The following is a 25,305-nucleotide window of genomic DNA, read 5'->3' as shown; positions in this document are numbered from 1 at the left end:
GGCGGGCGGTGCGGCGCAGCGACCGGCGGCGGCGCGGGCCGGTGCGCAGGCGAAACCACAGCGCGGTGCCGGACAGCCTGCGGGGCGTGAATCCGGCGACGCGGCCGGGGGCGGCACGGACACCCCTGCCCCGCCGCGTTTCTCGCGACCGAGCCAGGCCAAGAGCGCTGCGGCGGATAAGCCCGCCGCGAACAAACCGCGTGCGTGGGGCGACGACGACATTCCCCCGCCCGATTTCCCGGATCTACCGGATGATCCCGGCCCTTTTGACTCAGCGCCGCCCGAGTCGGCGCAGCCCCAGGTCGGTAGTGAGGTCAACGGCAGCGGCCTGCCCGCCGACGGGGTGGTGCCCGCCTCCACCGCGGAGGACGAGGAGGAGATGATCCGCGCCGCGGCCGTCCCGGTGGCGCCGGAGGATCGGCGCGACCCCGACGAGGTCGCCCTCGAATTGCTGAAGAGTGAGCTGGGGGCCACACGGCTGAGTGGTTGACAACCACCGCCGTCACGACGTTAAGTTAACCGGAGTTCGCACACCACGGTAGTATGAACGGGTGGCCGTGAGCTCCGGTACGACGAGGTTCTATGGTATGCCCAGGCGTACGGGCGATCGGAACCTGCGTCCGCCGTCGCATGCCGCGTTTTGTACAGCGTATGCACGGCGAGCGTCAGGGCCGAAGGAGGAAGCTTGCGTAACCACGCAGGCCCAGTGAGTTGTGCAAATGCAATACGGCACGGTCGGTCGCAGGACCGGTCGGCGAGGTTACCCGCAGCTGTTCCGCATCGCGTGGAGTAGCCGCACAGAGCGCTCGGACGGACGACGTCCGGCCGCCGCACCTTTAAGGAAGGAACACTCCGATATGACCACAGAGGCCTACATTTACGAGGCCATCCGCACTCCGCGCGGCCGCGGCAAGAAGAACGGCTCGCTGCATTCGGTCAAGCCGATCGACTTGACTGTTGGTCTGATCCAGGAGCTGCGCGGCCGCTTCCCGAACCTCGACGAAGACCGGATCTCGGATCTGATCCTCGGTGTGGTCAGCCCCGTCGGTGATCAGGGCATGGACATCGCCCGCACCGCGGTGACCGTGGCGGGCCTGCCTGACACCGTCGGTGGCTTCCAGCTCAACCGGTTCTGTGCCTCCGGCCTCGAGGCCGTCAACCTGGCCGCGCAGAAGGTGCGCTCCGGCTTCGACGACCTGGTCATCGCCGGTGGCGTCGAGTCCATGTCCCGCGTGGCGATGGGCTCCGACGGCGGCGCGTGGGCGCTCGACCCGGCGACCAACTACGACACCTACTTTGTGCCGCAGGGTGTTTCGGCCGACCTGATCGCCACCATCGAGGGCTTCAGCCGCGATGACGTCGACGCCTACGCGGTGCGTTCGCAGGAGCTGGCCGCCAAGGCCACCACCGGCGGCTACTTCGCCAAGTCGGTCGTCCCGGTCAAGGACCAGAACGGCATCGTCGTGCTGGACAAGGACGAGCACATGCGTCCCGGCACCACCGCCGAGGACCTGGCCAAGCTCAACCCGTCCTTCGCCGTGATCGGTGAGATGGGCGGCTTCGACGCCGTGGCGCTGCAGAAGTACTACTTCGTCGAGAAGATCAACCACGTGCACCACGGTGGCAACAGCTCGGGCATCGTCGACGGTGCCGCGCTGGTGCTCGTCGGCACCGAAGAGGCGGGCAAGGCGTCTGGCCTGACCCCGCGTGCGCGCGTCGTCGCGACCGCCACCAGCGGCGCCGACTCGACCATCATGCTGACCGGTCCCACCCCGGCCGCCAAGAAGGCGCTGGCCAAGGCGGGCCTGTCGATCGAGGACATGGACCTCGTCGAGATCAACGAGGCGTTCGCCTCGGTGGTGCTCAAGTTCCAGAAGGACCTGAACATCCCGGACGAGAAGCTGAACGTCAACGGTGGCGCGATCGCCATGGGCCACCCGCTGGGTGCCACCGGCGCGATGATCACCGGCACCATGGTCGACGAGCTGGAGCGCCGCAACGGTCGCTACGCGCTGATCACCCTGTGCATCGGCGGCGGCATGGGCGTGGCGACCATCATCGAGCGCGTCTAACCCCAACCGGCAGCTGAGAATTCAAGGAGACACAGAGCTGTGAGCGAAACCAACATGATCGGTTGGGAGCAGGATTCGGACGGCATCGTCGTATTGACGATGGACGACCCGAACCAGGGCGCCAACACGATGAACGAGCTGTACAAGTCGTCGATGACCGCGACGGTCGAGCGGCTCGAGGCCGAGAAGGACAGCATCACCGGCGTGGTGCTGACCTCCGCGAAGAAGACCTTCTTCGCCGGCGGCGACCTGAAGAACATGATGAAGGTCGGCCCGGAAGACGGCCAGGGCCTGATGGATGAGCTCTTCGCCATCAAGGACGCGCTGCGTCGCCTGGAGACCCTGGGCAAGCCGGTCGTCTCCGCCATCAACGGCGCCGCGCTCGGCGGTGGCCTGGAGATCACCCTGGCGACCCACTACCGGATCGCCGCCGACGTACCGGGCGTGCAGCTCGGTCTGCCCGAGGTGAGCCTGGGTCTGCTGCCCGCCGGTGGCGGTGTCACCCGTACCGTGCGCATGCTCGGCCTGCAGAACGCGCTCATGCAGGTGCTGCTGCAGGGCAACAAGTACCGCCCGGCCAAGGCCAAGGAGATCGGCCTGATCAACGAGGTCGTCGGCTCGGTCGAGGAACTGGTGCCCGCCGCCAAGGCGTGGATCAAGGCCAACCCCGAGGGTGGCGTGCAGCCGTGGGACAAGAAGGGCTACAAGATCCCCGGTGGCACCCCGTCCACCCCGGCCTTCGCGGCGAACCTGCCCGCGTTCCCGGCCAACCTGCGTAAGCAGCTCAAGGGCACCAACATGCCTGCCCCGCGGGCGATCATGTCCGCTGCGGTCGAGGGCTCGCAGGTCGACATCGACAACGCGTCGCTGATCGAGTCGCGCTACTTCGTGCACCTGCTCACCGGGCCGGTCGCGAAGAACATGATCCAGGCGTTCTTCTTCGATCTGCAGGCCATCAACAACGGTGGCTCGCGGCCGAAGGACGTGCCGAAGAAGGACATCAAGAAGATCGGCGTGCTGGGCGCGGGCATGATGGGCGCGGGCATCGCGTACGTCTCTGCCAAGGCGGGCTACCAGGTCGTGCTCAAGGACGTCACCATCGAGGCGGCCGAGCGCGGCAAGAACTACTCCGAGAAGATCGAGGCCAAGGCCTTGTCCCGGGGCAAGACCACCGAGGAGAAGTCCAAGGCGCTGCTGGACCGGATCACTCCGTCCGCCGACGCCAAGGATTTCGACGGCGTGGACTTCGTGATCGAGGCGGTCTTCGAGAACACCGAGCTCAAGCACAAGGTGTTCCAGGAGATCGAGGACATCGTCACCCCGGACGCGCTGCTGGGCTCCAACACCTCCACGCTGCCGATCACCGGCCTCGCGGCCGGGGTGAAGCGCCAGGAAGACTTCATCGGCATCCACTTCTTCTCGCCGGTCGACAAGATGCCGCTGGTGGAGATCATCAAGGGTGAGAAGACCTCGCCCGAGGCGCTGGCCCGGGTGTTCGATTACACCCTCGCGATCAAGAAGACCCCGATCGTCGTCAACGACAGCCGTGGCTTCTTCACCTCGCGCGTGATCGGCACCTTCGTCAACGAGGCGATCGCCATGCTCACCGAGGGCATCGAGCCCGCGACCATCGAGCAGGCCGGTCTGCAGGCGGGCTACCCGGCCGCGCCGCTGCAGCTCTCGGATGAGCTGAACTTGAAGCTCATGCAGAAGATCGCCAAGGAGACCATCGAGGCCGCCCAGGCGGGCGACACCACGATGGGCAAGAAGCGCCACCCGGCGCAGGACGTCATCGACTACATGGTCGGCGAGGGTCGTCCGGGTCGCCTCGAGAAGGCGGGCTTCTACGAGTACGACGAGAACGGCAAGCGCACCGGCCTGTGGCCCGGCCTGCGTGAGCACTTCAAGACCACGGCGGATTTCACTGTGCCGCTGCAGGATCTGATCGACCGCATGCTGTTCGCGGAGGCGATCGAGACCCAGAAGTGTTTCGACGAGGGTGTGCTGGAGACCACCGCCGACGCCAACATCGGCTCGATCTTCGGCATCGGTTTCCCGGCCTGGACCGGTGGTGTGCACCAGTTCATCGTCGGTTACCCGGGCGGGCAGGCGGCGTTCGTCGAGCGCGCCGACTACCTCGCCAAGACCTACGGCGATCGCTTCGAGGTCCCGGCCTCGCTGCGTAAGTAGTCACCAACGGTAAAGCCCGCCACCGCGTTTCGCGGTGGCGGGCTTTCGCCGTTTTCCAGCGTGTGTGATTCGGGTGATGTTCACCCGCCGGTACCGCACTGTGGATAACGTGGTTCCGGTGAGACGTGGATACCCGCGCTGTGGACAAGCCCTGTTGGTCGCGACCATCGCGGTGGCGCTGGGTGTCGCACCCGCCGCCGCGGCGCCGGAATCGGGCCCCGTGGTCCGGCTGCTCGGCGAGCAGATCGTGCCGCACACGCTGGAATTCCAGGGCACTATGGTCGGCGGCCTGTCCGGGGTCGACTTCGATTCCCGCACCGGCGATTATGTGCTCATCAGCGACGACCGCTCGGAACGCAACCCGGCACGGTTCTACACCGCGCGCTTCCCGGTCGGCGAAAGTGGCGCAGGCCCGGTGACTTTCACCGGAACCCGGCCATTGCTGACCGCAGTGGGCGCTGCCTGCGGCCCGAAGTCGGTGGATCCGGAGGAGATTCGGGTCGACCCGTGGTCCGGCAACTACTTCTGGGCGCAGGAGGGCGAGCGCACCGAGACCGTGCTCGCCGACCCCTCGGTCCGCGTCGCCCACCCCGACGGCACGTTCGTGAGCGAGCTGCCGATTCCGAACAACGAACGGATGCGCCCGGATTCGGGTCCGCGGCAGAACGCGGCCCTGGAGGGCGCGACCTTCGCCGCCGGTGGCTCGTTGTTCATGACGTCGGTGGAAGATCCACTGCTGCAGGATGGTCCGGTCGCGACGACAACGGCCGGCGCGACCGCGCGGATCACCGTGCAAGCCCGATTCGGCCCGGTGTTCGCCCAGTATGCGTACCCGTTGGAGCCGGTGTTCGCCGAGTCGCGCCCGCAGCTCGGTCTCGGCGAGAACGGCATCGCCTCGATCCTGGCCGCAGACCCGGTCGACCCGACGAAAGTCCTTGTCCTGGAACGCTCTTTCGTCGTCGGCGTCGGTAACAAGATCAGGATTTATCAGGCGGATCTGAGCGGCGCCACCAACGTGCTGGACGCCCCTCTCGGCAACGCCCGCCCCGCTACCAAGCGCCTGCTGGTCGATCTGGACGACGTCGGCCTCGCGAAGATCGACAACGTCGAAGGTATGACCTGGGGCCCGCGCCTGCCTTCCGGCGAACGCACGCTGATCTTGGTGAGCGACAACAACTTCGCCGCCAACCAGATCACTCAGTTCATCGCCCTCGCGGTCCGTTAGCCACCACCGGCCTGACCGCGCTGATAGACCCCGGTACGCCTCTCCGGCCATCCCCGGGCGGCTACCCGTTGCTGGACAAACTGCGAATGCCGCACAACCCGGCAGCGCTGAATGTGGACTCGCACCCGTTCGGCCCGGCGCGCGCTGGACACGATCCACAATTTCCGGTCGCTGGAAAATTGCGTCCTTCCGCCCCGTCACGCGTCAGAATGGAATAGAGCGAATCTCGTTCCTGGGCGCACCGGCGACCAGGTCGGCGGCGGCGCGCTGAGCAGGGACAATGAGGGGGTGGTCGAGGTGGAAAACATCCTCTTTCGAAACTTCTCCCACCAGGTGCCGTGCCCGCGCTACGTTGGAGTATGCGCAGACATATCGGACATCGCGCGGCGATTTCGATGATGTCCGCGTGTCAGCGTGCTTGTTGGTTGCCGGTGACGCCGATTCGATGTGAGTTCGAGGTGGTCACGTGAATCCACGGACGCGTTCGGGCAAGGTCGGTCCCGACTCGACCCCGGCCGACTCGGACACCCAGCGCCACCCGCTCATCGGGATCGCCGATGAGCTGGACGCGATGGGGCTGTCCGAGGCGAAGGAGATCGGCCGGGGTGGCTTCGGCGTGGTCTATCGCTGCATCCAGCGGACGCTGGACCGGGTGGTGGCGGTGAAGGTGCTCTCCTCGGAGATCGAGGTGGAGAGCCGCGAACGCTTCCTGCGCGAGGAACAGGCCATGGGCAGGCTGTCCGGCCATCCGAATATCGTGGACATCCTGCAGGTCGACGTGACGATGAGCGGGCTGCCGTTCATCGTGATGCCCTACTGCACCCGCGGCTCGCTGGAACAGGTGATCCGTGATCAGGGCCCGCTCACCTGGAGCGACTCGCTGCGCGCGGGGGTGAAGCTGGCGGGTGCGATCGAGAGCGCGCACCGCGCCCAGATCCTGCACCGCGACGTGAAACCCGCGAACGTCCTGCTCAGCGGCTACGGCGAGCCGCAGCTGACCGACTTCGGCATCGCCAGAATTCCCGGCGGCTTCCAGACCTCGAGCAGCATGATCACCGGTTCGCCCGCCTTCACCGCGCCCGAGGTGCTCAAGGGCGACGACCCGACCATCCGCTCCGACGTCTACGGCCTCGGCGCGACGCTGTTCGCGCTGCTCACCGGGCACGCCGCGTTCGAGCGGCAGGCAGGGGAGAAGGTGGTCGCGCAGTTCCTGCGCATCACCACCCAGCCGGTGCCGGATCTGCGCGAGCACGATATTCCGCCGGATGTGGCCGACGTGATCCAGCAGGCCATGGCCACCGACCCCGACGATCGCCCGGTGTCGGCTTACGACTTCGGTCAGATGTTGCGCGCGGTGCAACGCGACCACGACCAGATGCCCGACGAGATGGCGCTGCTGGAGACCGTCGCCGCGCCCGAGCCGGTGGAAAACCCCAGCGACTCCGCAACACCGACCCAGTCCCGGCCCGCGGTGACGGCCCGGCGCAGCTGGCCGCTGACGCTGCGCCCGGCGGTATCCCAGCACACCGGTGCCGGCGGCTCGGCGAGCACGTTGCCGCCGACCGCGGCCACCAAGTTCCGGCCGCCGACCCCGGCCAGGGAACCGGTGCCGCGCCCCCGTCTGCTGGACATTCTGCGGGCGGGCGGGCGGCGCAGGCTCGCCGTCATCCACGGCCCCGCCGGTTTCGGCAAGAGCACCCTGGCCGCCCAGTGGCGGACCGATCTGACCGAGCGCGGCATCCCCGTCGCCTGGATCGGTGTGGACCACGACGACGACAACGAGATCTGGTTCCTCGCCCATCTCATCCAGGCGATCCGCCGGGTGCGCCCGGATGTGGGCACCGGGTTGGATCAGGCGCTCGAGGAACGCCCCGCCGATGCGGCGGCCTTCGTGATCTCCACGCTCATCGATGAGATCCACGCGAGCGGCAGCACCATCGTGGTGGTCGTGGACGACTGGCATCGGGTCACCGACCCGGGCGCGCAGCACGCGATGGAATCGTTGCTGGACAACGGGTGTCATCACTTGCGCTTCGTGGTGACGAGCCGGGAGCAGTCGGGTTTGCCGACCAGCCGGATGCGGGTGCACGACGAACTGGTCGAGATCGGATCGTCCGCGCTGCGCCTGACCACCGAGGAGACCAAAGAGATCCTGGTGCGCCACCACGGATTTCCGCTCACCGACATCCAAGTGGAGCAGATCCATACGGCGACCGACGGCTGGCCCGCCGCCATCCAGCTGGTCAGCCTGTCGTTGCGCGGCAATGCCGACCCCGCCCAGCTGATCGCGAATCTGTCCGAGGGCAACCACGGCATCCGCGAGTATCTCGCCGAAAACGTCTTGGACACCCTGGAACCCAGGATGCTCGACTTCCTGATGTCGATCTCGGTGACCGAGCGGGTATGTGGTTCGCTGGCTGCGGCGCTGTCCGAGGACGCGGACGCCGAGCAAATGCTGGAGCAAGCCGAGCAGCGCGAGCTGTTCGTGCGCCGGATCGTGCACGACCCGGAGTGGTTCCGGATGCAGCCGCTGTTCGCCGAGCACCTGCGGGCCCGGCTCGAACGCGCCCAGCCGGGCCGGTTGAAGTCGTTGCACCGCAAGGCTGCCCGCTGGTACGCCGAACACCAGCTGCTGCGCAAATCGGTCGACCACGCGCTGGCGGCCACCGACTTCAAGATGGCGCTGGATCTGCTGGAGACCGGCGGCATGGACCTGATCGACCGGTCCCGGCTGGCGACGCTGCTCGGCACGGTGTCGAAACTGCCCATGCAGCAGGTGGCTTCGCGGTCCAAGCTGCTGATGGCGGTGGCCAGAGCCAACGTGAACCTGCAGCAGTCCGGCGCGGCGCGCACGGCGCTCGGCAGGCTGTCCAACATCCTGGCCCGCGGCTCGTCCACCGACGAGGACGTCGATCAGCAACGCTGCCAGGCCGCCGTGCTCGGCGCGGCCGACCAGATCGCCCGTGATCACACCGAAGGCGTGCTGGATAGGGTCGCGGACTGCCTGAAGAAGGCGGATGAGCTGCCCGCCTGGACCGTCTCCACCGCGGCGAATCTGACCTCGTTCGTGCGGCTGTGCGAGTTCGACTTCGACGGCGCCCGCGAGATCCAGGACTGGGCGGCGGAATATCATGCCAAGTCCAAGGATCCGCTCGGCGAGGTCTTCGGGCTGTGCGGCCGCGGTGCCGCCGCCTACGAGCAGCTCGACATCCCCACCGCGACAGCGTGTTTCCAGCAGGCGTGGGAGGTCGCGAAGTCCCGATCTGGTCCGCGCTCGCATGCCGTCCGGGTGGCCTCGGCGATGCTCGGCGAATTGAACTATCGCCGCGGCGATCTCGACACCGCCGACCGGCTGCTCGACGAGAGCCATCAGCTGGCCGCCCGGGTCGGCCCGGTGGACTTCCTGATCTCGACGTTCGTCATCGGTGCACGGGTCAAAGCGGTACGCGGCGACTTGTTCACGGCCGCAACCAGACTCGACGAGGGCGCGCGTATCGCGAACGACAATCGGCTGTTCCGGTTGGCCGCGCATATCCGCGCCGAACGGCTGCGGCTCGGCTTGCCGCCGGACGAGTCGGACGATCAGTTCGCCGGCCCCGAGTCGCCGTCGGCGCCGCTGCACGCGGGGCATCGGATGACCGGCGCCGCCGTGCTGGCCGCGGAGGCCGAGGAGGTCGCCGCTATCCGGGAGCTGCTCGCCCATGGCAGGCTCGGCTCCGACGACCGGGCGGTCCGCCGGTCCCGTGCCCTACATGGCCGAATGCTGGAAAAGCGCCGTCCCCGAGCACAATTGGACGCCTCGCTGCTGCTCGCCGAATGCCTGGCCGCCTCGGGCTGGGTCGGCGAGGCCACCGGCCTGCTGCTGCCGTCGGCCGCGACCTGCGCCCGGCTGGGCTGGACCAGGCCGCTGCTCGACGCGGGCCCCGGCGTCGTCTCCATCCTGCGCGTGCTGCGCGCCGAAATGCCCTCGGCCGCAGCGCATACCGGAGACATAGAACTGCCCGCCCTGTTCCTGGAGGAGCTCCTGGATCAGGACGGGCAGTAAGCGAAAGCTACGGCTGCCACCACGGACGCAGCGGCACCGTCCAGTCGCCGTCCTCGGGGAGCTTCACGCCGAGCACCTGGTGCAGCTGAACCACGTTGCGCTGGAAGCCGAGCCGGCAACCCGCCATGTACAGGCCCCACACCTTCGCGGTGCCCTCGCCGACCTCGGCGACGCACGCGTCCCAGTTCTCCACCAGGTTCTTGCACCATTCGTGCAGCGTGAGCGCGTAGTGCTCGCGCAGGTTCTCCTCGTGCAGCACCTCGAGGCCGACGTTCTGGATCTCGGAGATGATCCGGCCGGACCCGATCAGCTCGCCGTCGGGGAACACGTAGCGGTCGATGAAGTCACCGGCCTTGGTGGTCCTGGTGTTGTCCGGGCGGGTGATGGAGTGGTTCAGGAACAGGCCGCCGTCGCGCAGCTTGTCCTTCATGAACTCGAAGTAATAGGGGTAGTTGTGCACGCCGATGTGCTCGGTCAGCCCGATCGAGGACACGGCGTCGAAGTTGCCCTCGGGAATATCGCGGTAGTCGGAGTGGCGCACCTCGGCCAGCTCGGACAGGCCCTGCTCGGCGATCTTCTGCTGCGCCCACTCGGCCTGCTCGGCCGACAGCGTCGCGCCGATCACCTTGACGCCGCGCTTGGCCGCGTAGCGGACCATGCCGCCCCAGCCGCAGCCGATGTCGAGCAGCCGGTCGCCTTCCTTCAGCCGCAGCTTCTCGAAGACGAGGCGGTACTTGTTCTCCTGCGCCTGCTCCAGCGTCCAGTTCTCGTCGCCGTAACACGCACAGGTGTAGGTCATCGACGGGCCGAGCACGTACTCGTAGAACTTGTTGGAGACGTCGTAGTGGTGGTGGATCGCCTCGGCGTCGCGGGTCTTGGAGTGCCGCAAGCCTTCCAGCGCGATCCGGCGCCAGCGCGGCAGCGTCTCCTGCGGCGGCGGTGCGACCGGCTTGAGCCGCTCCCAGCCCAGCGAGCGGGCGATGGTGACCAGTGCGAGCGCGGACGGGCGATGGAACTTCAACCCTTCCATCGCCTTCAGGATGTCGTAAGGGTCGCCGGGGTGGACGCCGCTGGCGGTCATGTCGCCCGCGATGTAGGCGCGCGCCATGCCGAGATCGCCGGGCGCGGTCGCAAGATAGTTGATGCCGCGGGGCGTCTTGATCTCCAGCCCGTACTTCGAGTCCTCGGGACCGGCCGTGCTGCCGTCGTAGGCGGTCAGCCGGATCGGTACCTCGCCGTCGATCAGCGTCTCGAAGATCTCGGCAATGCTGAGTTTGGTTCCGAGGTCAGCTAAGACGTCGGAACGGTCCTTGAATGTCGTCATTTGCGTTGCACCGCCTTCGAATACAAATCCAGCAGCCGCTGGTCTGGGTCGTAGCGTCTCTTCAATTCGGTGTAGGTATTGCCGCCGTACAGCGCCGCGAACTCATCTTTGTCGTAGTAGGAATCCGAGTACAGCGACTTATGTCCGTCGAAGTCGGTCACGGTGCGCTCGATCGCCCGGTTGGCCGCTCCTTCCTGCTGTCCTGGCACAGTAGGGACGGCTGACCAGAACCCGACATTGACGTAGGTCCGGTTCGGTTCGAGCGGGTACAGCGGCCAGGTGCGCTCGGTCGTCGCGGGCGCGCCGGTCTCGCGCAACCGCAGCGGGCACAGCCAGATCGGCTCGATCGGGATCTCGCGCAGGAACCATTCGACGAAGTCGGCGGTGCGCTCGACCGGCACCTCGATGTCCTGCACCACCCGCTCGCGCGGCGGGTTGCCCTGCCTGGCCTCCAGCTTGTCGGCGATGTTGTATTTGTGGTCCAGCGCGATGAGCTTCCAGTAGAAGCTGCTGCGCCGGTACCGCTTCGGCCAGAACCGGCGGATCTTCGGGTTCTGCGTGCCGAACGCGCGCGAGCACCAGAACCAGTCGGTGTCCCAGCGCCACAGGTAGTCGTGAATGGTGAGCCGGTCGCGCTTGGGCCGGTCGTCGTCGTGCTGGATGGACCGGTAGAAGATGTCCATGTCGGTGTAGTCGGAGACCGGGCCGGGCTCGTCGGTCTGCCTGCCGAGGGTCAGATAGCTCTCGTCGGCGGTGAAGACGACACCGTCGAGATAATCCACTCGCTCACCGTCATAGGTCTTCTCGTCGACGATGGCGGCGAGGGTCCGCTCCAGCTCGCGCAGGTCGTGGAAGCGCAGGTGGCGCATGGCCACGTAGGGCTGCACGGTCTCCAGTTCGATCTTCAGCCGGACCGAATAGCCGAGAGTGCCGTAGGAGTTCGGGAAGCCGCGGAACAGGTCGGCGTGCTCGTTGTCCGGGGTGGCGGTGATGATCTCGCCCGCGCCGGTCAGGATGTCCATCTCCAGCACCGACTCGTGCGGCAGGCCGTTGCGGAACGAGGTCGACTCGATGCCGAGTCCGGTCACCGCGCCGCCCAGGGTGATCGTCTTGAGCTGCGGCACCACCAGCGGCGCGAGGCCGTAGGGCAGGGTGGCGGCGACCAGGTTCTCGTAGGTGGTCATGCCGGCCACGTCGGCGGTCTTGGCCACCGGGTCCACCGCGATCACCCGGGTCAGCCCGGAGACGTCGAGGCCGGGCGCGGGGTTTTTCGCCCTGGCCCGGAACAAGTTCGAGGTCTTCTTCGCCAGCCGCACATTGGCGTTTCCGGGAATAGCGCGATAACTCGCCAGCAGTCGGTCCACACCGGCCCGATGCGCGGCAAATCCGGATTCCTGTGCGGCCGGTGCGCGTCCGGCCTTCCCCAACAGACTCACTGCCACCCCTCGACGCTAGTACGCACCGCATTCGGAGACCACCACGAGGGCGGGGTCTCGGGAGAAATGTCACGCAGATGTTGCGAACCGGAATATCGGCCGACTCGGAGAAGTTCGCCACACGACTCGGCCGGTATGCGGTAAGGCGTCCGCCGCAGGGCAGGATGGACACCGGTCGACATACCGTACCCGGACAAGGAGCTCATTGTGGGACAGGTCAGCGCCAGCAGTTCGATCGCCGTGGCGGCGGATCCGCAGCGCACCCTCGACGCCATCGCGGACTACCAGACGGTGCGTCCGCGCATCCTCTCCGCGCACTACCGCGACTACAAGGTGGTCGAGGGCGGCAAGGGCGCGGGCACCGTGGCGGAGTGGACGCTGCAGGCCACCGAGAAGCGCTCGCGCAACGTGCACGCCGTCGTCACCGTGTCGAATTCGGTTGTCACCGAGCGTGATTCGAACTCCACCATGGTGAACACCTGGACTGTCACGCCGGACGGCGCGGGCTCGCAGGTCACCCTGCGCACCACCTGGCAGGGTGCGGGCGGTGTCGCCGGCATCTTCGAGGGCATCTTCGCGCCGCTCGGCCTGAAGAAGATCCAGGCCGAGGTGCTGGGCAACCTGCAGCGCGAGCTCGCCTGACCCGCAGGTCATGACGCAGCGTGCGGCCCGGCGCCAGGTGCCGGGCCGCACGGTCGGCTACTTCGCGCCGATGTCGAAGAGGTTGCCTTCCGGGTCGGCCAGCGTGGTCCACTGCCCGCCGTACTCGCTGAAGTCGCCGATCCGCTTGGCGCCCAAGCTGATCGCCCGCTCGACGTACTGATGCCATTCCTCGGCGTGGAAGTCGAGGTGGATCACGTTCTTCCCCGGATTCTTGTCGGGTACCTGGATGAACATCAGCACCGGCGAGGCCCCGGCCGCGCGGCCGACGGTGGCGAAGTGTTCGGACGCGCCCTCGTCTACCGCCAGATCCAGGAATTCGGACCAGAATCCGGCGAGGGCGGCGGCGTCGTGGCAGTCGACGGTGACGTGCGCGAGCGACAGTGGCATAGGGTTGTCCCCTTTCTCAGAGCAGGCCGATCGGCCAGCAGACTTCGGTGCGGTAGGTGTTCGGGTCGTCGGTGTCGCCGGGGCTGAGCAGATAGCGCTCCCGGACCGGTTCGGCGAGCGCGCCGCCGTGCTCGGCGACGTGGCTGCCGAGCGCGCCGTAGGTGCGGTCGAAATCCTCGAAATCCCCCTCGTGCAGCGCGATGGCGAAGCGGCGTGCGGGCAGCTCGATGATCGAGGTCCGGCCGGCGGGTTCGATCCGGGCGGCCGGTGGGATCGGCACGTAGGCGACCACCTCGCCGATGTCGTTCTCGAAGAACTCCATGGCGTAGGTGGCGCCGTCGACGCCCGCGGATTCGAGACCCGCGGCGCCCAGCGTGTGATGCAGCAGCGGAAACGCCGCCGCGCACCACGGTCCGATCTCGGCCCTGCTGACCACCTCGGCCACCGCCAGTGCGGGAAAGGCCGGCATCGAGCGGTATTCGACGGCGATCGGCGCCGCCGGGGTGAGCAGTGACCGCAGCGACGCCACCACCGCGCGGGTTCGGGCCAGCTCCGCCTCCATCCGCTCCAGGTGGGCGCGCAAGGCGGCGTTGCGAATGTCGTCGTCGGGCGCGGCGAGCACGGCCTTGATCTCGGGCAGCGGCATGTCGAGCTGACGCAGGCGCCGGATCAGATGCGCCTGCGCCACTTGGTCGGTGGAGTACCTCCGGTAGCCGGAGCCGGTGTCGACCTCGATCGGTTCGAGCAGCTCGATGTCGTGGTAGTACCGGAGCGTCTTCACGGTCAAGTAGGTCAGCCTGGCGAACTCCCCGATGGAGACAGTCGCGGTCATGCCTTCCAGCGAACACCCTCCAGCCAGGGGAGAGTCAACTTTCGGCGAAGTCGATCAGGCGAGCACGAAGGTCAGCAGCATGGTGTGCTGGAACGCGCCGCGCCACCACGAGTAGCCGAACCAGACACCGGGGGTGATCTCCCTGATCTCGTCGTACACCGGTGGTGTCGGGGACGGGTCGTAGTTCAGGGCCCAGGTCGGCCTGCCGTCGAGCAGCGCGGGTGCGGTGTAGACGTTCGCGGGCCAGGCCTCGTATCCGGCGCCGGTGACCCGGTTCATCAGATAGCCGCCGTCGGGCCCGGTGTAGAAGGTCTTGCCGATCCAGAACGCGGGTGCGACGCCCTGCATCGTCGGCGGCCTGGTCACCCAGCCGTTCTTCACGCCCATCGGGACCGCACCGCGTTCGGCGTCGCGGAAGATCGCGTCCTGCTGCTCGGGCCCGCATCGGAACCGCAGCGAGTCGATCGTGACCGCTCGGTTGTCGGGGTCGAGGAGGCAGCCGCCGCCGTAATCGGCGGCCGCGGCGGTGACACCGGCATCGGCGATTGCCGTCGGGGCGGCCACGCCGAGAAAAACGGCGGGAACCCCCAGGGAAAGCACCATGGTGCTCAGGAAACGTGCCCTCATCGTGCTCATATCGGTACTCCAGAACTGCCGCTCCCGACCTACTACTGATGTTAGGTCGATCTTGATGTGCTGAAGCTGGACTTACCCAACCTGTTACCGGCCATGCGTGCCGCCCCCAGCTCGAGGACTAGGCTGATCGGTGACACTTTCCCCAGAGAGGAATATGCCGTGCAGCCCGGTGGTCAGTTCGACATGCAGCAGTTACTCGCCCAAGCCCAGCAGATGCAGCAGGCGGTGATGGAGGCCCAGGCCGAGATCGCCGCGGCCGAGGTGGAGGGCCAGGCCGGCGGCGGGCTGGTCAAGGTCACCATCAAGGCGTCCGGTGAGGTTGTTTCGCTGACCATCGATCCCAAGGCGGTCGACCCGGAGGACGTGGAGACGCTGCAGGACCTGGTGATCGGCGCGGTCAACGACGCGATGGCCAACGCGCAGCAGGTGGCGGCCGAGCGGCTCGGCCCGCTCTCGGGTGGGCTCGGCGGCGGTTCGCTGCCCGGGCTGCCGGGCTTCTGAGAGCCACGGGGACATAGCCGTTGTACGAGGGTCCGGTTCAGGATCTGATCGACGAGCTGGGCAAGCTGCCCGGCGTCGGTCCGAAGAGCGCGCAGCGCATCGCTTTTCACCTCCTCCAGGTGGAGCCGCCGGAGATCGACCGGTTGCAGGCCGCGCTGCAGAAGGTGCGCGACGGCGTGCAGTTCTGCGTGGTCTGCGGCACCGTCTCCGACGGTGAGATGTGCCGTATCTGTGCCGACGCGCGCCGCGACCGCACCATGATCTGTGTGGTCGAGGAGCCCAAGGACGTGCAGGCGATCGAGCGCACCAGGGAGTTCCGTGGTCGCTACCACGTGCTCGGCGGCGCGCTCGACCCGCTCAGCGGCGTCGGGCCGGACCAGCTGCGGATCCGGGAACTGCTGGCGCGCATCGGAAATCAGTCCGACGGCATCGATGTCACCGAGGTGATCATCGCGACCGACCCGAACACCGAGGGCGAGGCGACGGCCACCTACCTGGTGCGGATGCTGCGCGATTTCCCCGGCCTCAGCGTGACCAGGCTGGCCTCGGGGCTGCCCATGGGCGGCGATCTGGAATTCGCGGACGAGTTGACGTTGGGTCGGGCGCTGTCCGGCCGCCGCGCGCTCTGACTCCTGCCCCTGATCTCGGGGGTTGCGGGGCCTCCCGCGCTGGTTACTGTGTCGGGGATGAGCATCGAATTCATGCTGACCACGCTCGTCATCGTCGCCACCCCCGGCACCGGCGCGCTGTTCACCCTGGCGGCCGGCCTCTCCAGGGGGACGAAGGCCAGCGTGATCGCGGCGTTCGGCTGCACATTGGGCACCGTCCCGCACATGCTCGCGGCGATCACCGGCCTTGCCGCGCTGCTGCACACCAGCGCGGTCGCCTTCCAAACCCTCAAGTACCTCGGTGTCGCCTACCTGATCTACATGGCGTGGAGCACCTTCCGGGACAAGGGCGCGCTGACCGTGCCGGAGGGCAGCGAGCAGAGCGCCTATTCGGCCCGCAAGGTGATCACCTCGGCGGTGCTGCTCAATATCCTCAACCCGAAGCTGACTATCTTCTTCTTCGCGTTCCTGCCGCAGTTCGTGCCCACCGGTTCGCCGAACGCGTTGGCGCGCATGCTCGAACTGAGCGCGATCTTCATGCTCGCCACCTTCGTGGTGTTCGCGATCTACGGCGTGTGCGCGGCGGCCGTCCGCAGCCACGTCATATCCCGGCCCATGGTGGTGACCTGGATGCGCCGGGTGTTCGGCGTCTCCTTCATCGCGCTGGCCGGGCGCCTCGCACTGCAAAACCAGTAGGCGGCAACGCGACTCAGAGTTCGACGCGCGACCACGGCAGGGTCTGCATGCGGCTGCGGTCGTCGGTGGCCCAGTCCCAGATCACCGCGGACACCGTCGGCGCGTCGAGCACGGTGGTGCCGAAGTGCTTGTCCGGGGAGCCATCTCGGTACTCGAGGGTGAACGCGCCGGTCTTCTCCCGGTAGGTCTGCATGTAGACCTGATCGTCGCGTTCCACCACCAGATACGGATTCGGCGGGGCCAGCTCGGCAACCCATTGATCGGCAAGGGGTTTGGTCAGGTAGGGGAACTCGCCCGCGCCGCCGTGGGTGACCGTCGCGGGCACGTGCCCAGCCGGATCGATCAGCCAGGCCAGCTGCGGATCGTAGACCGCGTAGTTCAGCGGCGTCGCGATCGCGAACAGCAGCTGGCGGACGAAGCCGATCGCGTCGTACGGGCACGGCACCTGTAGCGCCGCGCCGGTCGCGACGCCGCCGACGGGGTGCACGCTGAGGAAGCTGTCGTCCTCGGGAACCTCGGCGTTGGCCTTGTTCAGTTCGGCCGCGATCTGCGCGACCATGCCCGCCTCCGGGAGTCCCTGCTGGGTGCTGAGGTAAGCGTCCACCTCGGCGATCGATGACGCGACACCTGATGGCAGCAAGACGTGGTCATAGCTCACCCGCACAGGGTACGTACGGCGCGGTTCAGGCCAGGCGACGGGCCGTGTCGGGCTCGGCACAGGCGCAGCCGCCCGCTACGTCGGCGCAGTCCACCACGAAGGTGTGCCTGACGTAATCCAGGTCGACACAGTCGTTTTCGGTGCATTCGGTGAGCCTGCCCGCATGGACGATGAGGGTGCCGTGGCAGTGGTCGACGGCGGATTCGCAGGACGAACAATCCGGCGCACGCATGTGACCTCCAGACGTGATCGGTTCGTTATCTTTGTCTACCACTTCCGGGTCGCACGCTGGGGGAAGTCGGCGATGTGTGTCGCGGGCCGGGCGTGGCGCAGCCGGGCTGCAAGCCTATGTCGAGACCCTCGGTCGATTCGGCGACCCGCGACTATCGCGTGGCGCAACCGGGTGCGTTCGGTGCGGTGGTCACGCAATCACCGCGCAACCGGCGCTCCGAGGTGACCGGGCACATCGCGATACGGCTGGATCGCGGTGAGCTACGTGCGAAAATGGCAACACAATCGTTGGACGGCGGCGCACAAGGCAGGCTCGATTTACGCGGGGTGGACCGTCCAGGGATCGGTCAGCGAACCGTTAGGCACGTCTGGCAGCGGAAGTGAGGTCGGCGCGGTGACGATGCGCGAGGACGCTCTGCGGGAGACGGATGCGGCGACCGATCTGCGCGAGCAAGTGGCCGAGCAGTTCGCGCGGTACCGCACCGGCGGCGTCGAGACCGCTCCTTACGACGAATGCGGCAGGCCCACCGCGGGCTACTACGACGAGCTGGTCGACACGGACGGCAAGGTGCGCCGGATGTGGTCGGAGCTGTCCGCCGACTTCGTCGAACTCGGCACCACCGGCCTCGGCAGGCTGGACAACCGGGTGCGCAGGCTGATCGAGGACGACGGCATCACCTACACCGAGGTGCTCGGTCCGGGGGAGCAGGCGGTCGCGACGCCGTGGCGGCTCGATCCGATCCCGCTGCTGATCTCCGCGGACGACTGGACCCGGTTGGAGGCGGGCCTGGTGCAGCGCTCGCGGGTGCTCGATGAGGTGCTCACCGATGTCTACGGGCCGCGCCGCACGCTCACCGGCGGGCTGCTGCCGCCCGAGGTGATCTTCGGTTACCGCGGCTATGTCCGTGCCGCCCATGGCATTACGGTGCCTGGGCGGCATCAGCTGTTCCTGCACGCCTGCGATATCAGCCGCTGGAGCGACGGGCAGTTCCGGGTGAGTGCCGACTGGGCGCAGGCCCCGTCCGGCGCGGGGTACGCGCTGGCCGATCGGCGGGTGGTGTCCACCGCGATCCCGGAGGCGTTCGAGCACTCCAATCCGCGCCCGCTGACGCCGTTCGCCCGGGCGATGCGGTTGATGCTGATCGAATCGGCGCAGGGGGAGGCCGACGATCCCTTCGTGGTGGTGCTGAGTCCCGGCGTGCACTCCGCGACCGCGTTCGATCAGGCCAATCTCGCGTCGATGCTCGGCTTCGCCCTGGTGGAGAGCGCGGACCTGGTGGTGCGCGACGGTGCGCTGTGGATGCGCTCGCTCGGCACGCTGCGCCGGGTCGATGTGGTGCTGCGCCGGGTGGACGCGGAGTTCGCCGATCCGCTTGATCTGCGGCCGGATTCGCGCCTCGGGGTGGTCGGGCTGGTCGAGGTATTGCGCAGGGGCGCGGTCACCGTGGTGAACACGCTGGGCAGCGGGCTGCTGGAGAATCCGGCGCTCACCGGGTTCCTGCCGCGCCTGTCCCGGGCGCTGCTGGGGGAAGACCTGCAATTGGAGAGCGCGCCGACCTATTGGGGCGGTGACGATAAGGAACGCGCCCAGCTGATCAAGAACCTGCACCGGCTGATCATTCGGTCCGCAGTCGACGGTGCCACACTCTTCGGGCCGGAATTGTCGACTCGGCAGCGCGCCGATCTGCGCGACCGGATCGAGGAAACCGGTTGGCAGTGGGTCGGCCAAGAACCCGCGCAGTTCTCGGTGGCGCCCGCGGTCGAGGGTTACGGTGGCTTGGCGCCGGCGCCGGTCGGCATGCGGCTGTTCTCGATGGCGCGCCGCAGCGGGTACACCGCGATGGCGGGTGGCCTGGGACGACTGCATCAGCGCACGCTGCCCGATCGCGCGGTGATCAGGGTTGCCGCCAAGGACATTTGGGTCAGGGCGGCGCCGACTCCGGTGCCCGCGGTCGGTACCGAGGCCCCGCACGAGGAACGTGAGCGGCGTGCTGCCCCGGTGGTGGCGGCGGTCAGTTCTCCGCGTGTGCTCAACGATCTGTTCTGGATGGGGCGGTACGGGGAGCGGGCCGAGTCCGCCGCCCGGCTGCTCATGGCCACACACGACCGATATCAGGACTTCCGCTACCGGCCGTGGTTGGAGGGGGCCGAGGCGATGCCGGTGTTGATGGCGGCGCTGGCTCGCGCCACCTCTACCGCCGCTCCGGCGGTGCTGCTGGGCGAGGGGGCCGCCGACGAGGACGCTGATAGTGCTGCGGCAGAGCAGGGTTCGCCTGATTTTCAGGTCGCCGCGCACTCGGCTACCAATGACAAGGCGGTAAGCGCTACCCAGGCGCAGTCGAGCTCTGCTGGCGGGCAGCCGCAAGCGCAGTCCGTGGACGACGAAGCTGCACCGACTTCGGCTGGCAGCGAACCTGATTCGGCGGAGCCCCACACCGTGGATGACGCGGGCACGGATATCGCCGACGAAACACAGGTGCCGATCCGGCCGGGAGTGTTGCAGCGGGCGATCGTCGCCGCGGCGAATGCGGCGGAGCAGCAAGGTATACCGGTACCCGGGTCGTTGGGTCCGCCGCCGACAGCCGGAGCCTCCCGGGAGGGCTACGAATACTTGGCGGCGTTGACAATCGACCGCGAGCTGCCCGGTTCGCTGGCCTTCGCCATCGATCGCTACGAGAACGCCGCCCGCGCCGTGCGCGATCAGCTGTCCGCCGACACGTGGATGATTCTGAGCGCCGTGGATCGCGCGCTCACGGAGTACCGGAGCACCCAGGGCGACCGCGAGGCCGCGTTGTCGGCGGTGCACTCGCTGACCCTGGCCGCGCTGCTGTCACTGTCCGGCATCGGCGCCGAATCGCTGGTGCGCGACTCCGGTTGGTACGTCATGGATATCGGCAAACGGATCGAGCGCGGGCTCGCGCTCACCGCGCTGATGTCGGCCGCACTGACGCAGGAGTTTCCGGACGAGGCCGAACGGGTGGTCACCACGTCGGTGCTGCGAGCCGCCGAGTCGCAGGTGAGTTACCGTCGGCGCCACGGTGATTCGGTGCGTATCTCCGCAGTCGCCGGACTGCTGCTCTTCGATACCGCCAATCCACGCTCGCTGGCCTACCAGCTGGATCGGCTCGAGGCCGACCTGCAAACCCTGCCCGGTGCCTCGGGATCGTCTCGGCCGCAACGCCTGCTGGCCGACGCGCAACGCATGCTGCGCCGGGTCGACCCGGACGATCTCGACGTCACCGACGACGACGGCATACGCACCGAACTGCTCGAGCTGCTGGAGGGCGTGCATCTGCGGCTGCGCAAGCTGTCCGACTCGTTCGAGACCTCGACACTGTCGCTGCCCGCGGGCTTCCAGCCGCTGTGGGGCAGCACGCGGGTGGTCGGATGATCGACCGCGACGGTTCGGTCCGGCGCTACCGGGTCGCACACCGCACCACGTACTGCTACTCCGACGAGGTCGCCAGTTCCTACGGGCGTGCCTACCTGACGCCGCGCGAATTCCCCGGGCAGAAGCTGATTTCGCACGATATCTCGATCGACCCGGCGCCCTCGGACCAGTCGATCGGCCCGGATGTGTACGGCAACAACACCTCTTACTTCCACGTGACCGCCCCCCATCGCACCCTGGTGGTCACCGGTGACTCGCTGGTCGAAGTCGAGCACCGCGACCACGCCGCGGACGGTCCGGCGGGCCGCCCGTGGGAACTGGCCCGCCCGACCGGTGCGACAGGTCCGCTCGCCGTGGAGTTCACCCTCGATCTGTACCCGCCCGAAATCACCAGCGAGGTAAGGGCTTACGCGGCCGAATCACTCACCCCCGGCCGCCCGCTGCTCGACGCGGTGGCCGAACTCACCAGCCGCATCCACGCCGACTTCACCTATCAGTCCGGCTCGACCACCGTCTCCACCAAAGTCGCCGACGTCTTCGCCGCCCGCGCCGGCGTCTGCCAGGACTTCGCCCGAACAGCCCTGGCCTGCTTGCGTTCCCATGGCCTGGCCGGCCGCTACGTCTCCGGCTATCTGGCCACCGACCCACCCCCCGGCCGTGACCGCATGATCGGCGCCGACGCCACCCACGCCTGGGCCGCCGTCTGGGTCCCCGGCACCGACGAGCACGACCGAACCGGCCACTGGATCGACCTCGACCCCACCAACAACCAATTCGGCGACGAGCGCTACGTCACCGTCGCCTGGGGCCGCGACTACGCCGACGTCCCCCCACTACGCGGCATCATCTACACCGACGCCAAACACAGCACCATCACCGTCTCGGTAGACGTCTCCCCGGTGCAGAGTCGACCCGCGTGAGCTCCACCAGCCTCATCGCCCACGACGACCCGCTGCGTCGCCAAGCCCCGCTCAGGCCGTGGTTACTGCAAGTCCGTTGCACTCAGGACCTTGCAGGACTAACCTCTTAGCTAAGGAGGTGGACCATGTCGGGCAGCGCAGCTGAGCAATTCAATATCCACGAGGCGAAGACGAATCTGTCGCGCATCATCGAGCGGGTCGAACACGGCGAGGAGATCGTCATCAGTCGTGCCGGTCACCCCGTCGCGAAAGTGGTCCCGCTGGTCCGGCGGGTCAACCGGGTCGGCCGGGGCTCGCTCCGGGGGCGACTCGCGCTCGCTGCCGACTGGGATTCCGACGCGACCAACGCACAGATCGCCGACGACTTCGGCACGACGGCATGAGACTCCTGCTGGACACCCACGTGATCGTGTGGTGGCTCACCGACGATCCCGCGCTGTCCGATGATCTCAAAGAACGGATCGAACACGATCCGGATATCTACGTCAGCGCGGCGACGGTGTGGGAAGTCGCCATCAAACAGGCCCTGGGCAAACTGACCGGGCCGATCGACCTGCCCGAGCACGTCATGGGCAGCGGGTTCCTTCCGCTGCCCATCAGCGCCGAGCATGCGACGCTGGCCGGTCGGCTGCCATTGATCCACCGCGATCCATTCGACCGAATGTTGGTGGCGCAGGCGCAATGTGAAGGTCTGACGCTCGTCACCCATGACACGTGGTGCCAGAAGTACGAGGTCGCGATTCTCGCCGCGTGACGTAGTGCCCTGCTATGCGTGGGCGGCGTAGATGTGGGCGGAGACTTCGTCGCGCATGTGGGTGAAAGCGGGGTGGGTGCGGGATTGGGTGGGGGTGGGGTGGTCGTAGATGATGCGGCCGGGGCGGGTGCCCATGACGAGGACTCGGGTGCCGAGCAGGAGGGCCTCATCGATGCTGTGGGTGACGAAGAGGACGGTTTTTCGGCGGTCGCGCCAGAGGGTCCGGAGTTCGTCCTGGAGGTTTTCGCGGGTCAGAGCGTCCAGAGCGCCGAAAGGTTCGTCCATCAGGATAATTTGGGGATCGTTGACCAGGACGCGGGCGATTTGGGCGCGTTGCTGCTGGCCGCCCGAGAGTTCGTAGGGGCGGCGGTTGCCGAGGTGGTCGAGGCCGACGAGGGTGAGCATGCGTTCGGCTTCGGTGCGGCGCTCATCGCGGGGAACGCCACGGACTTTAGGGCCGAATTCGACGTTCTGACGGACTGACAGCCAGGGGTAGAGGTTGGGCTGCTGGAAGACGACGCCGCGGTCGGGCGAGGGGCCGGTGACCGGGTGGCCGCCGACCCGTACTGTGCCTTCGGTCGGCTCCAGGAATCCGGCGAGGAGGTTCAGCAGGGTCGACTTGCCGCAGCCGGAAGGCCCTACGACGCAGACGAATTCGCCGCTCTCGATGGTCAGGTCGGTCGGTGCGAGCACCTGCGTCGGACCGTCGTCACCTGGGTAGCTCTTGCTCACGCCGGTGAGGACGACCCGGTGCTCATCCGGCGCGGTCACGAGGACGCACCCTTCGCCGCGTCAGCATAAATTCCGGTGCGGTAGGCGGTTTCGTCGCCGACCGAGTCGATACCGCCCTGACTCAACAGGAATTCGGCGGTCTTACGCAGATCGGCGGCGAATCCGCCGCCCAGGTATTTCCCGTCGGCCTGCTCGGCCGCGCCGAGGTAGGTGTATCCGGCCAGCTGCGGCCCGACCAGCGTGGGTGCGATGCCGAGCTGTGCGCCGATCGACACGGCCGCGTCCTCCGGCTTACTCCGCAACTGCGTCACCGCGTAGTCCTGCAGTTTCGCCCACACCACCGCGAATCGCGCGTTCTCGTCGAGGAACTTCGTGCTAGCGACCGCCAGATCGAAGGTCGGCGCGCCCGCGGCCGCGGTATCGGCGCTGGACGTGACGAGATGACCGCCGGCCTCGATGAGCTTCGACAGCGTCGGATCCCACACCCAGGCGGCGTCGATCTGATCGCCGTTCCAGGCACCGGGAATCGCATCGGGCGCCATGTTGATCACCTGCACGTCAGCGGCCAGTCCGGCCTTGCCGAGTGCGGCAAGCAGACTGTAGTGCGCGGTGCTGCCGAACGGTGTTGCGATGCGCTTACCGCGCAGCCCGGCCAGCGTGCTGATCGACTTGTCCTTGGCGACCAGCGATTCCGATTTGCCGATCACATCGTGGATCCACAGCACCCGCACCGGCAGGCGCAACGGCGCGGACAGCGCCTTGGTCGCCGGGCTCGACCCCATGGTGCCGATGTCGAGGCTGCCGGCACCGAACGCCTGGACCACATCGGCCCCGGAGGAGAACTGGCTCCAGGTGACTTTCGCGTTCGGCAGGCAGGCGGCCAGCAGACCGCGATCCTTCACGAGCAGATCGGCATTGGGGATGGCTTGGAAACCGATCCGCGCCTGCGTGGTGACGTCGGCATCCACGGCGAACGGACAACCCGCCTGCGCCCCATCGACTCCGGTGTCGCCGCGGCCGGACTCGACGCACCCGGCGGTCGTCGCAACGAGGGCAGCCACGGCGAGGCCGGTCGTGACCATGCGACGGACTGTGGCATTCATGCTTTGCCTTTCCACGGAACTGCTTTGGTACCAAGAAATTTGATGACCGAGTCGAGTACGAGCGCCGCGCAGCCGATCACGACGATGCACGCGATGGTCAGCGGTGTATTCAGCTGTGTGCCCGCGATATACGCGAGGCCGCCGATGCCGGGAATGCCGTTGTTGAGCTCCGCGGCGACCACGGTGGTCCAGGCGAACGCGGTGGCGATCCGGATGCCGCCGATCACCTCGGGCAGCGTCGCGGGCAGCACCACGCGCGAGATGACCTGGGCGCGACCGGCACCCAGCGAGCGGGCGGCATTGAGATAGTCCTGTTTGACGCCCGTGACACCGCTCAGCGTCGCGATGGCGATCGGCGGGAACGCGGCGAGGAACAGCAGCCAGACCTTCGACAGATCACCGATGCCGAACCAGACGATCAACAGCCCGATATAGCCCAGTGGCGGCAGCGACCGCAGGAAGTTCAGGATCGGCTCGGTGACCAGCCGCACCGGGGTGAGCATCCCCATCACGAAACCGACCGGCGGCCCGACCACGATCGCGATACCGACACCGGCGGCGATCCGCTGCAAGCTGGCGAGCAGATGCTCCCAGAGGTAGTAGTTCTGCTCGCCGATCACCGTGCGTTCCACACCTGGCGCGATCGGATGCCGAGAGTTGGCCCGGATGAACGCTTCCCACACCGCCCGCGGCGACGGCAGATACAGCGGATCGACCAATCCGGCCGCGGTGATCGCTGCCCACAGCCCGAGCACGAGCGCCAGCGCCGCGACCCGCGTCAGCGCCGGAGCCAGCAGACGGCGATAGTCGCGCGATCGCCGCGGTGCGACGGCAGGCTTGTCCGCCTGGACCGGCTGGGTGTCCGGGGTGCTGATCGCGGTCACGCGGCGCTCGGTGACGG

At 67.6% G+C, this 25,305-nt stretch carries 22 protein-coding genes and 1 pseudogene; 13 read left to right on the top strand and 10 right to left on the bottom strand.

The features are described from left to right. The 5 genes and pseudogenes from NN4_RS45020 to NN4_RS17785 form a co-directional block, all read left to right on the top strand. Positions 1-490 (top strand): annotated as a pseudogene (locus NN4_RS45020) (hypothetical protein); the annotation flags it as partial. A 367-nt stretch (positions 491-857) separates the two neighbouring features. Then, positions 858-2,072 carry an acetyl-CoA C-acetyltransferase gene (locus NN4_RS17800; protein ID WP_107653703.1) on the top strand — a complete coding sequence of 405 codons (1,215 nt, stop codon included), beginning with the start codon at positions 858-860 and terminating at the stop codon, positions 2,070-2,072. A 39-nt stretch (positions 2,073-2,111) separates the two neighbouring features. After that, positions 2,112-4,262, top strand: a complete 2,151-nt coding sequence (locus NN4_RS17795) for a 3-hydroxyacyl-CoA dehydrogenase NAD-binding domain-containing protein (RefSeq protein ID WP_147132297.1) — start codon at positions 2,112-2,114, stop codon at positions 4,260-4,262. A gap of 118 nt (positions 4,263-4,380) precedes the next feature. Next, positions 4,381-5,487 carry an esterase-like activity of phytase family protein gene (locus tag NN4_RS17790; protein WP_246180929.1) on the top strand — a complete coding sequence of 369 codons (1,107 nt, stop codon included), beginning with the start codon at positions 4,381-4,383 and terminating at the stop codon, positions 5,485-5,487. Positions 5,488-5,953: 466 nt separating this feature from the next. Beyond that, positions 5,954-9,532 (top strand): serine/threonine-protein kinase, encoded by a 3,579-nt coding sequence (locus NN4_RS17785; RefSeq protein ID WP_147132291.1) that lies wholly within the window; start codon positions 5,954-5,956, stop codon positions 9,530-9,532. Between the two features lie 7 nt (positions 9,533-9,539). Here the strand turns inward: NN4_RS17785 and NN4_RS17780 are convergent, their stop codons facing one another. Together NN4_RS17780 and NN4_RS17775 are read right to left on the bottom strand one after the other, a co-directional pair. Then, a complete protein-coding gene (locus NN4_RS17780) occupies positions 9,540-10,856 on the bottom strand; it encodes a class I SAM-dependent methyltransferase (RefSeq protein WP_147132288.1) in 1,317 nt (438 codons plus the stop codon). Beyond that, positions 10,853-12,283, bottom strand: a complete 1,431-nt coding sequence (locus NN4_RS17775) for an FAD-binding oxidoreductase (protein WP_371865676.1) — start codon at positions 12,281-12,283, stop codon at positions 10,853-10,855. The genes NN4_RS17780 and NN4_RS17775 overlap by 4 nt, the downstream gene beginning before the upstream one ends. A 216-nt stretch (positions 12,284-12,499) precedes the next feature. Between NN4_RS17775 and NN4_RS17770 the strand changes: the two genes are divergently transcribed. Next, the gene (locus NN4_RS17770; protein ID WP_147132281.1) at positions 12,500-12,934 is read left to right on the top strand and encodes an SRPBCC family protein; all 435 of its coding nucleotides are present in this window, start codon (positions 12,500-12,502) and stop codon (positions 12,932-12,934) included. Between the two features lie 57 nt (positions 12,935-12,991). Here NN4_RS17770 and NN4_RS17765 read toward each other — a convergent pair whose 3' ends face one another. The 3 genes from NN4_RS17765 to NN4_RS17755 are packed head-to-tail and all read right to left on the bottom strand — an operon-like array spanning position 12,992 to position 14,810. Beyond that, entirely contained in the window at positions 12,992-13,342 is a 351-nt protein-coding gene (locus NN4_RS17765; RefSeq protein WP_147132278.1) for a VOC family protein, read from the bottom strand. Positions 13,343-13,358: 16 nt separating this feature from the next. Beyond that, complete coding sequence (locus NN4_RS17760) at positions 13,359-14,174, bottom strand: MerR family transcriptional regulator (RefSeq protein ID WP_147132275.1); 816 nt, start codon at positions 14,172-14,174, stop codon at positions 13,359-13,361. A 54-nt stretch (positions 14,175-14,228) separates the two neighbouring features. Further along, positions 14,229-14,810 (bottom strand): hypothetical protein, encoded by a 582-nt coding sequence (locus tag NN4_RS17755; protein ID WP_147132272.1) that lies wholly within the window; start codon positions 14,808-14,810, stop codon positions 14,229-14,231. Positions 14,811-14,969: 159 nt separating this feature from the next. Here NN4_RS17755 and NN4_RS17750 point away from each other — a divergent pair, with 159 nt between their 5' ends. The 3 genes from NN4_RS17750 to NN4_RS17740 are packed head-to-tail and all read left to right on the top strand — an operon-like array spanning position 14,970 to position 16,615. Continuing rightward, complete coding sequence (locus NN4_RS17750; protein ID WP_107653711.1) at positions 14,970-15,311, top strand: YbaB/EbfC family nucleoid-associated protein; 342 nt, start codon at positions 14,970-14,972, stop codon at positions 15,309-15,311. A gap of 20 nt (positions 15,312-15,331) precedes the next feature. Next, positions 15,332-15,940, top strand: a complete 609-nt coding sequence (gene recR, locus NN4_RS17745; RefSeq protein ID WP_135234383.1) for a recombination mediator RecR — start codon at positions 15,332-15,334, stop codon at positions 15,938-15,940. Positions 15,941-15,997: 57 nt separating this feature from the next. After that, positions 15,998-16,615 carry a LysE family translocator gene (locus NN4_RS17740; RefSeq protein ID WP_147132269.1) on the top strand — a complete coding sequence of 206 codons (618 nt, stop codon included), beginning with the start codon at positions 15,998-16,000 and terminating at the stop codon, positions 16,613-16,615. Positions 16,616-16,628: 13 nt separating this feature from the next. Here the strand turns inward: NN4_RS17740 and NN4_RS17735 are convergent, their stop codons facing one another. Next, a complete protein-coding gene (locus NN4_RS17735) occupies positions 16,629-17,273 on the bottom strand; it encodes a hypothetical protein (RefSeq protein WP_107659937.1) in 645 nt (214 codons plus the stop codon). 25 nt (positions 17,274-17,298) lie between these two features. Continuing rightward, the gene (locus NN4_RS17730; protein ID WP_147132265.1) at positions 17,299-17,505 is read right to left on the bottom strand and encodes a hypothetical protein; all 207 of its coding nucleotides are present in this window, start codon (positions 17,503-17,505) and stop codon (positions 17,299-17,301) included. 399 nt (positions 17,506-17,904) lie between these two features. Here NN4_RS17730 and NN4_RS17725 point away from each other — a divergent pair, with 399 nt between their 5' ends. From NN4_RS17725 to NN4_RS17710, 4 genes are all read left to right on the top strand, one after another. Continuing rightward, positions 17,905-20,895 carry a circularly permuted type 2 ATP-grasp protein gene (locus NN4_RS17725; protein WP_147132323.1) on the top strand — a complete coding sequence of 997 codons (2,991 nt, stop codon included), beginning with the start codon at positions 17,905-17,907 and terminating at the stop codon, positions 20,893-20,895. Beyond that, positions 20,892-21,815, top strand: coding sequence for a transglutaminase family protein (locus NN4_RS17720; RefSeq protein WP_147132262.1), 924 nt, complete (start codon positions 20,892-20,894; stop codon positions 21,813-21,815). The genes NN4_RS17725 and NN4_RS17720 overlap by 4 nt, the downstream gene beginning before the upstream one ends. A gap of 125 nt (positions 21,816-21,940) precedes the next feature. Next, positions 21,941-22,198, top strand: a complete 258-nt coding sequence (locus NN4_RS17715; RefSeq protein ID WP_147132259.1) for a type II toxin-antitoxin system Phd/YefM family antitoxin — start codon at positions 21,941-21,943, stop codon at positions 22,196-22,198. After that, positions 22,195-22,569, top strand: coding sequence for a type II toxin-antitoxin system VapC family toxin (locus tag NN4_RS17710; protein ID WP_147132256.1), 375 nt, complete (start codon positions 22,195-22,197; stop codon positions 22,567-22,569). Before NN4_RS17715 ends, NN4_RS17710 begins: the two co-directional genes overlap by 4 nt. A gap of 12 nt (positions 22,570-22,581) precedes the next feature. On the opposite strand, the gene NN4_RS17705 is transcribed toward NN4_RS17710, so the two are convergent. Genes NN4_RS17705 through NN4_RS17695 form a run of 3 tightly spaced genes read right to left on the bottom strand, consistent with a single transcriptional unit; the run spans position 22,582 to position 25,288 of the window. Next, positions 22,582-23,340 (bottom strand): ABC transporter ATP-binding protein, encoded by a 759-nt coding sequence (locus NN4_RS17705; protein WP_147132253.1) that lies wholly within the window; start codon positions 23,338-23,340, stop codon positions 22,582-22,584. Further along, the gene (locus NN4_RS17700) at positions 23,337-24,383 is read right to left on the bottom strand and encodes a taurine ABC transporter substrate-binding protein (RefSeq protein ID WP_246180928.1); all 1,047 of its coding nucleotides are present in this window, start codon (positions 24,381-24,383) and stop codon (positions 23,337-23,339) included. The genes NN4_RS17705 and NN4_RS17700 overlap by 4 nt, the downstream gene beginning before the upstream one ends. Before the next feature lie 17 nt (positions 24,384-24,400). Then, the gene (locus tag NN4_RS17695; protein ID WP_147132247.1) at positions 24,401-25,288 is read right to left on the bottom strand and encodes an ABC transporter permease; all 888 of its coding nucleotides are present in this window, start codon (positions 25,286-25,288) and stop codon (positions 24,401-24,403) included. Between the last annotated feature and the right edge of the window lie 17 nt (positions 25,289-25,305).

It is taken from the genome of Nocardia ninae NBRC 108245, assembly GCF_007990755.1.
Lineage (GTDB): Bacteria > Actinomycetota > Actinomycetes > Mycobacteriales > Mycobacteriaceae > Nocardia > Nocardia ninae.
The sequence above is the reverse complement of the archived record's forward strand: the minus strand, read 5'-3'. Positions and strand labels throughout refer to the sequence as shown.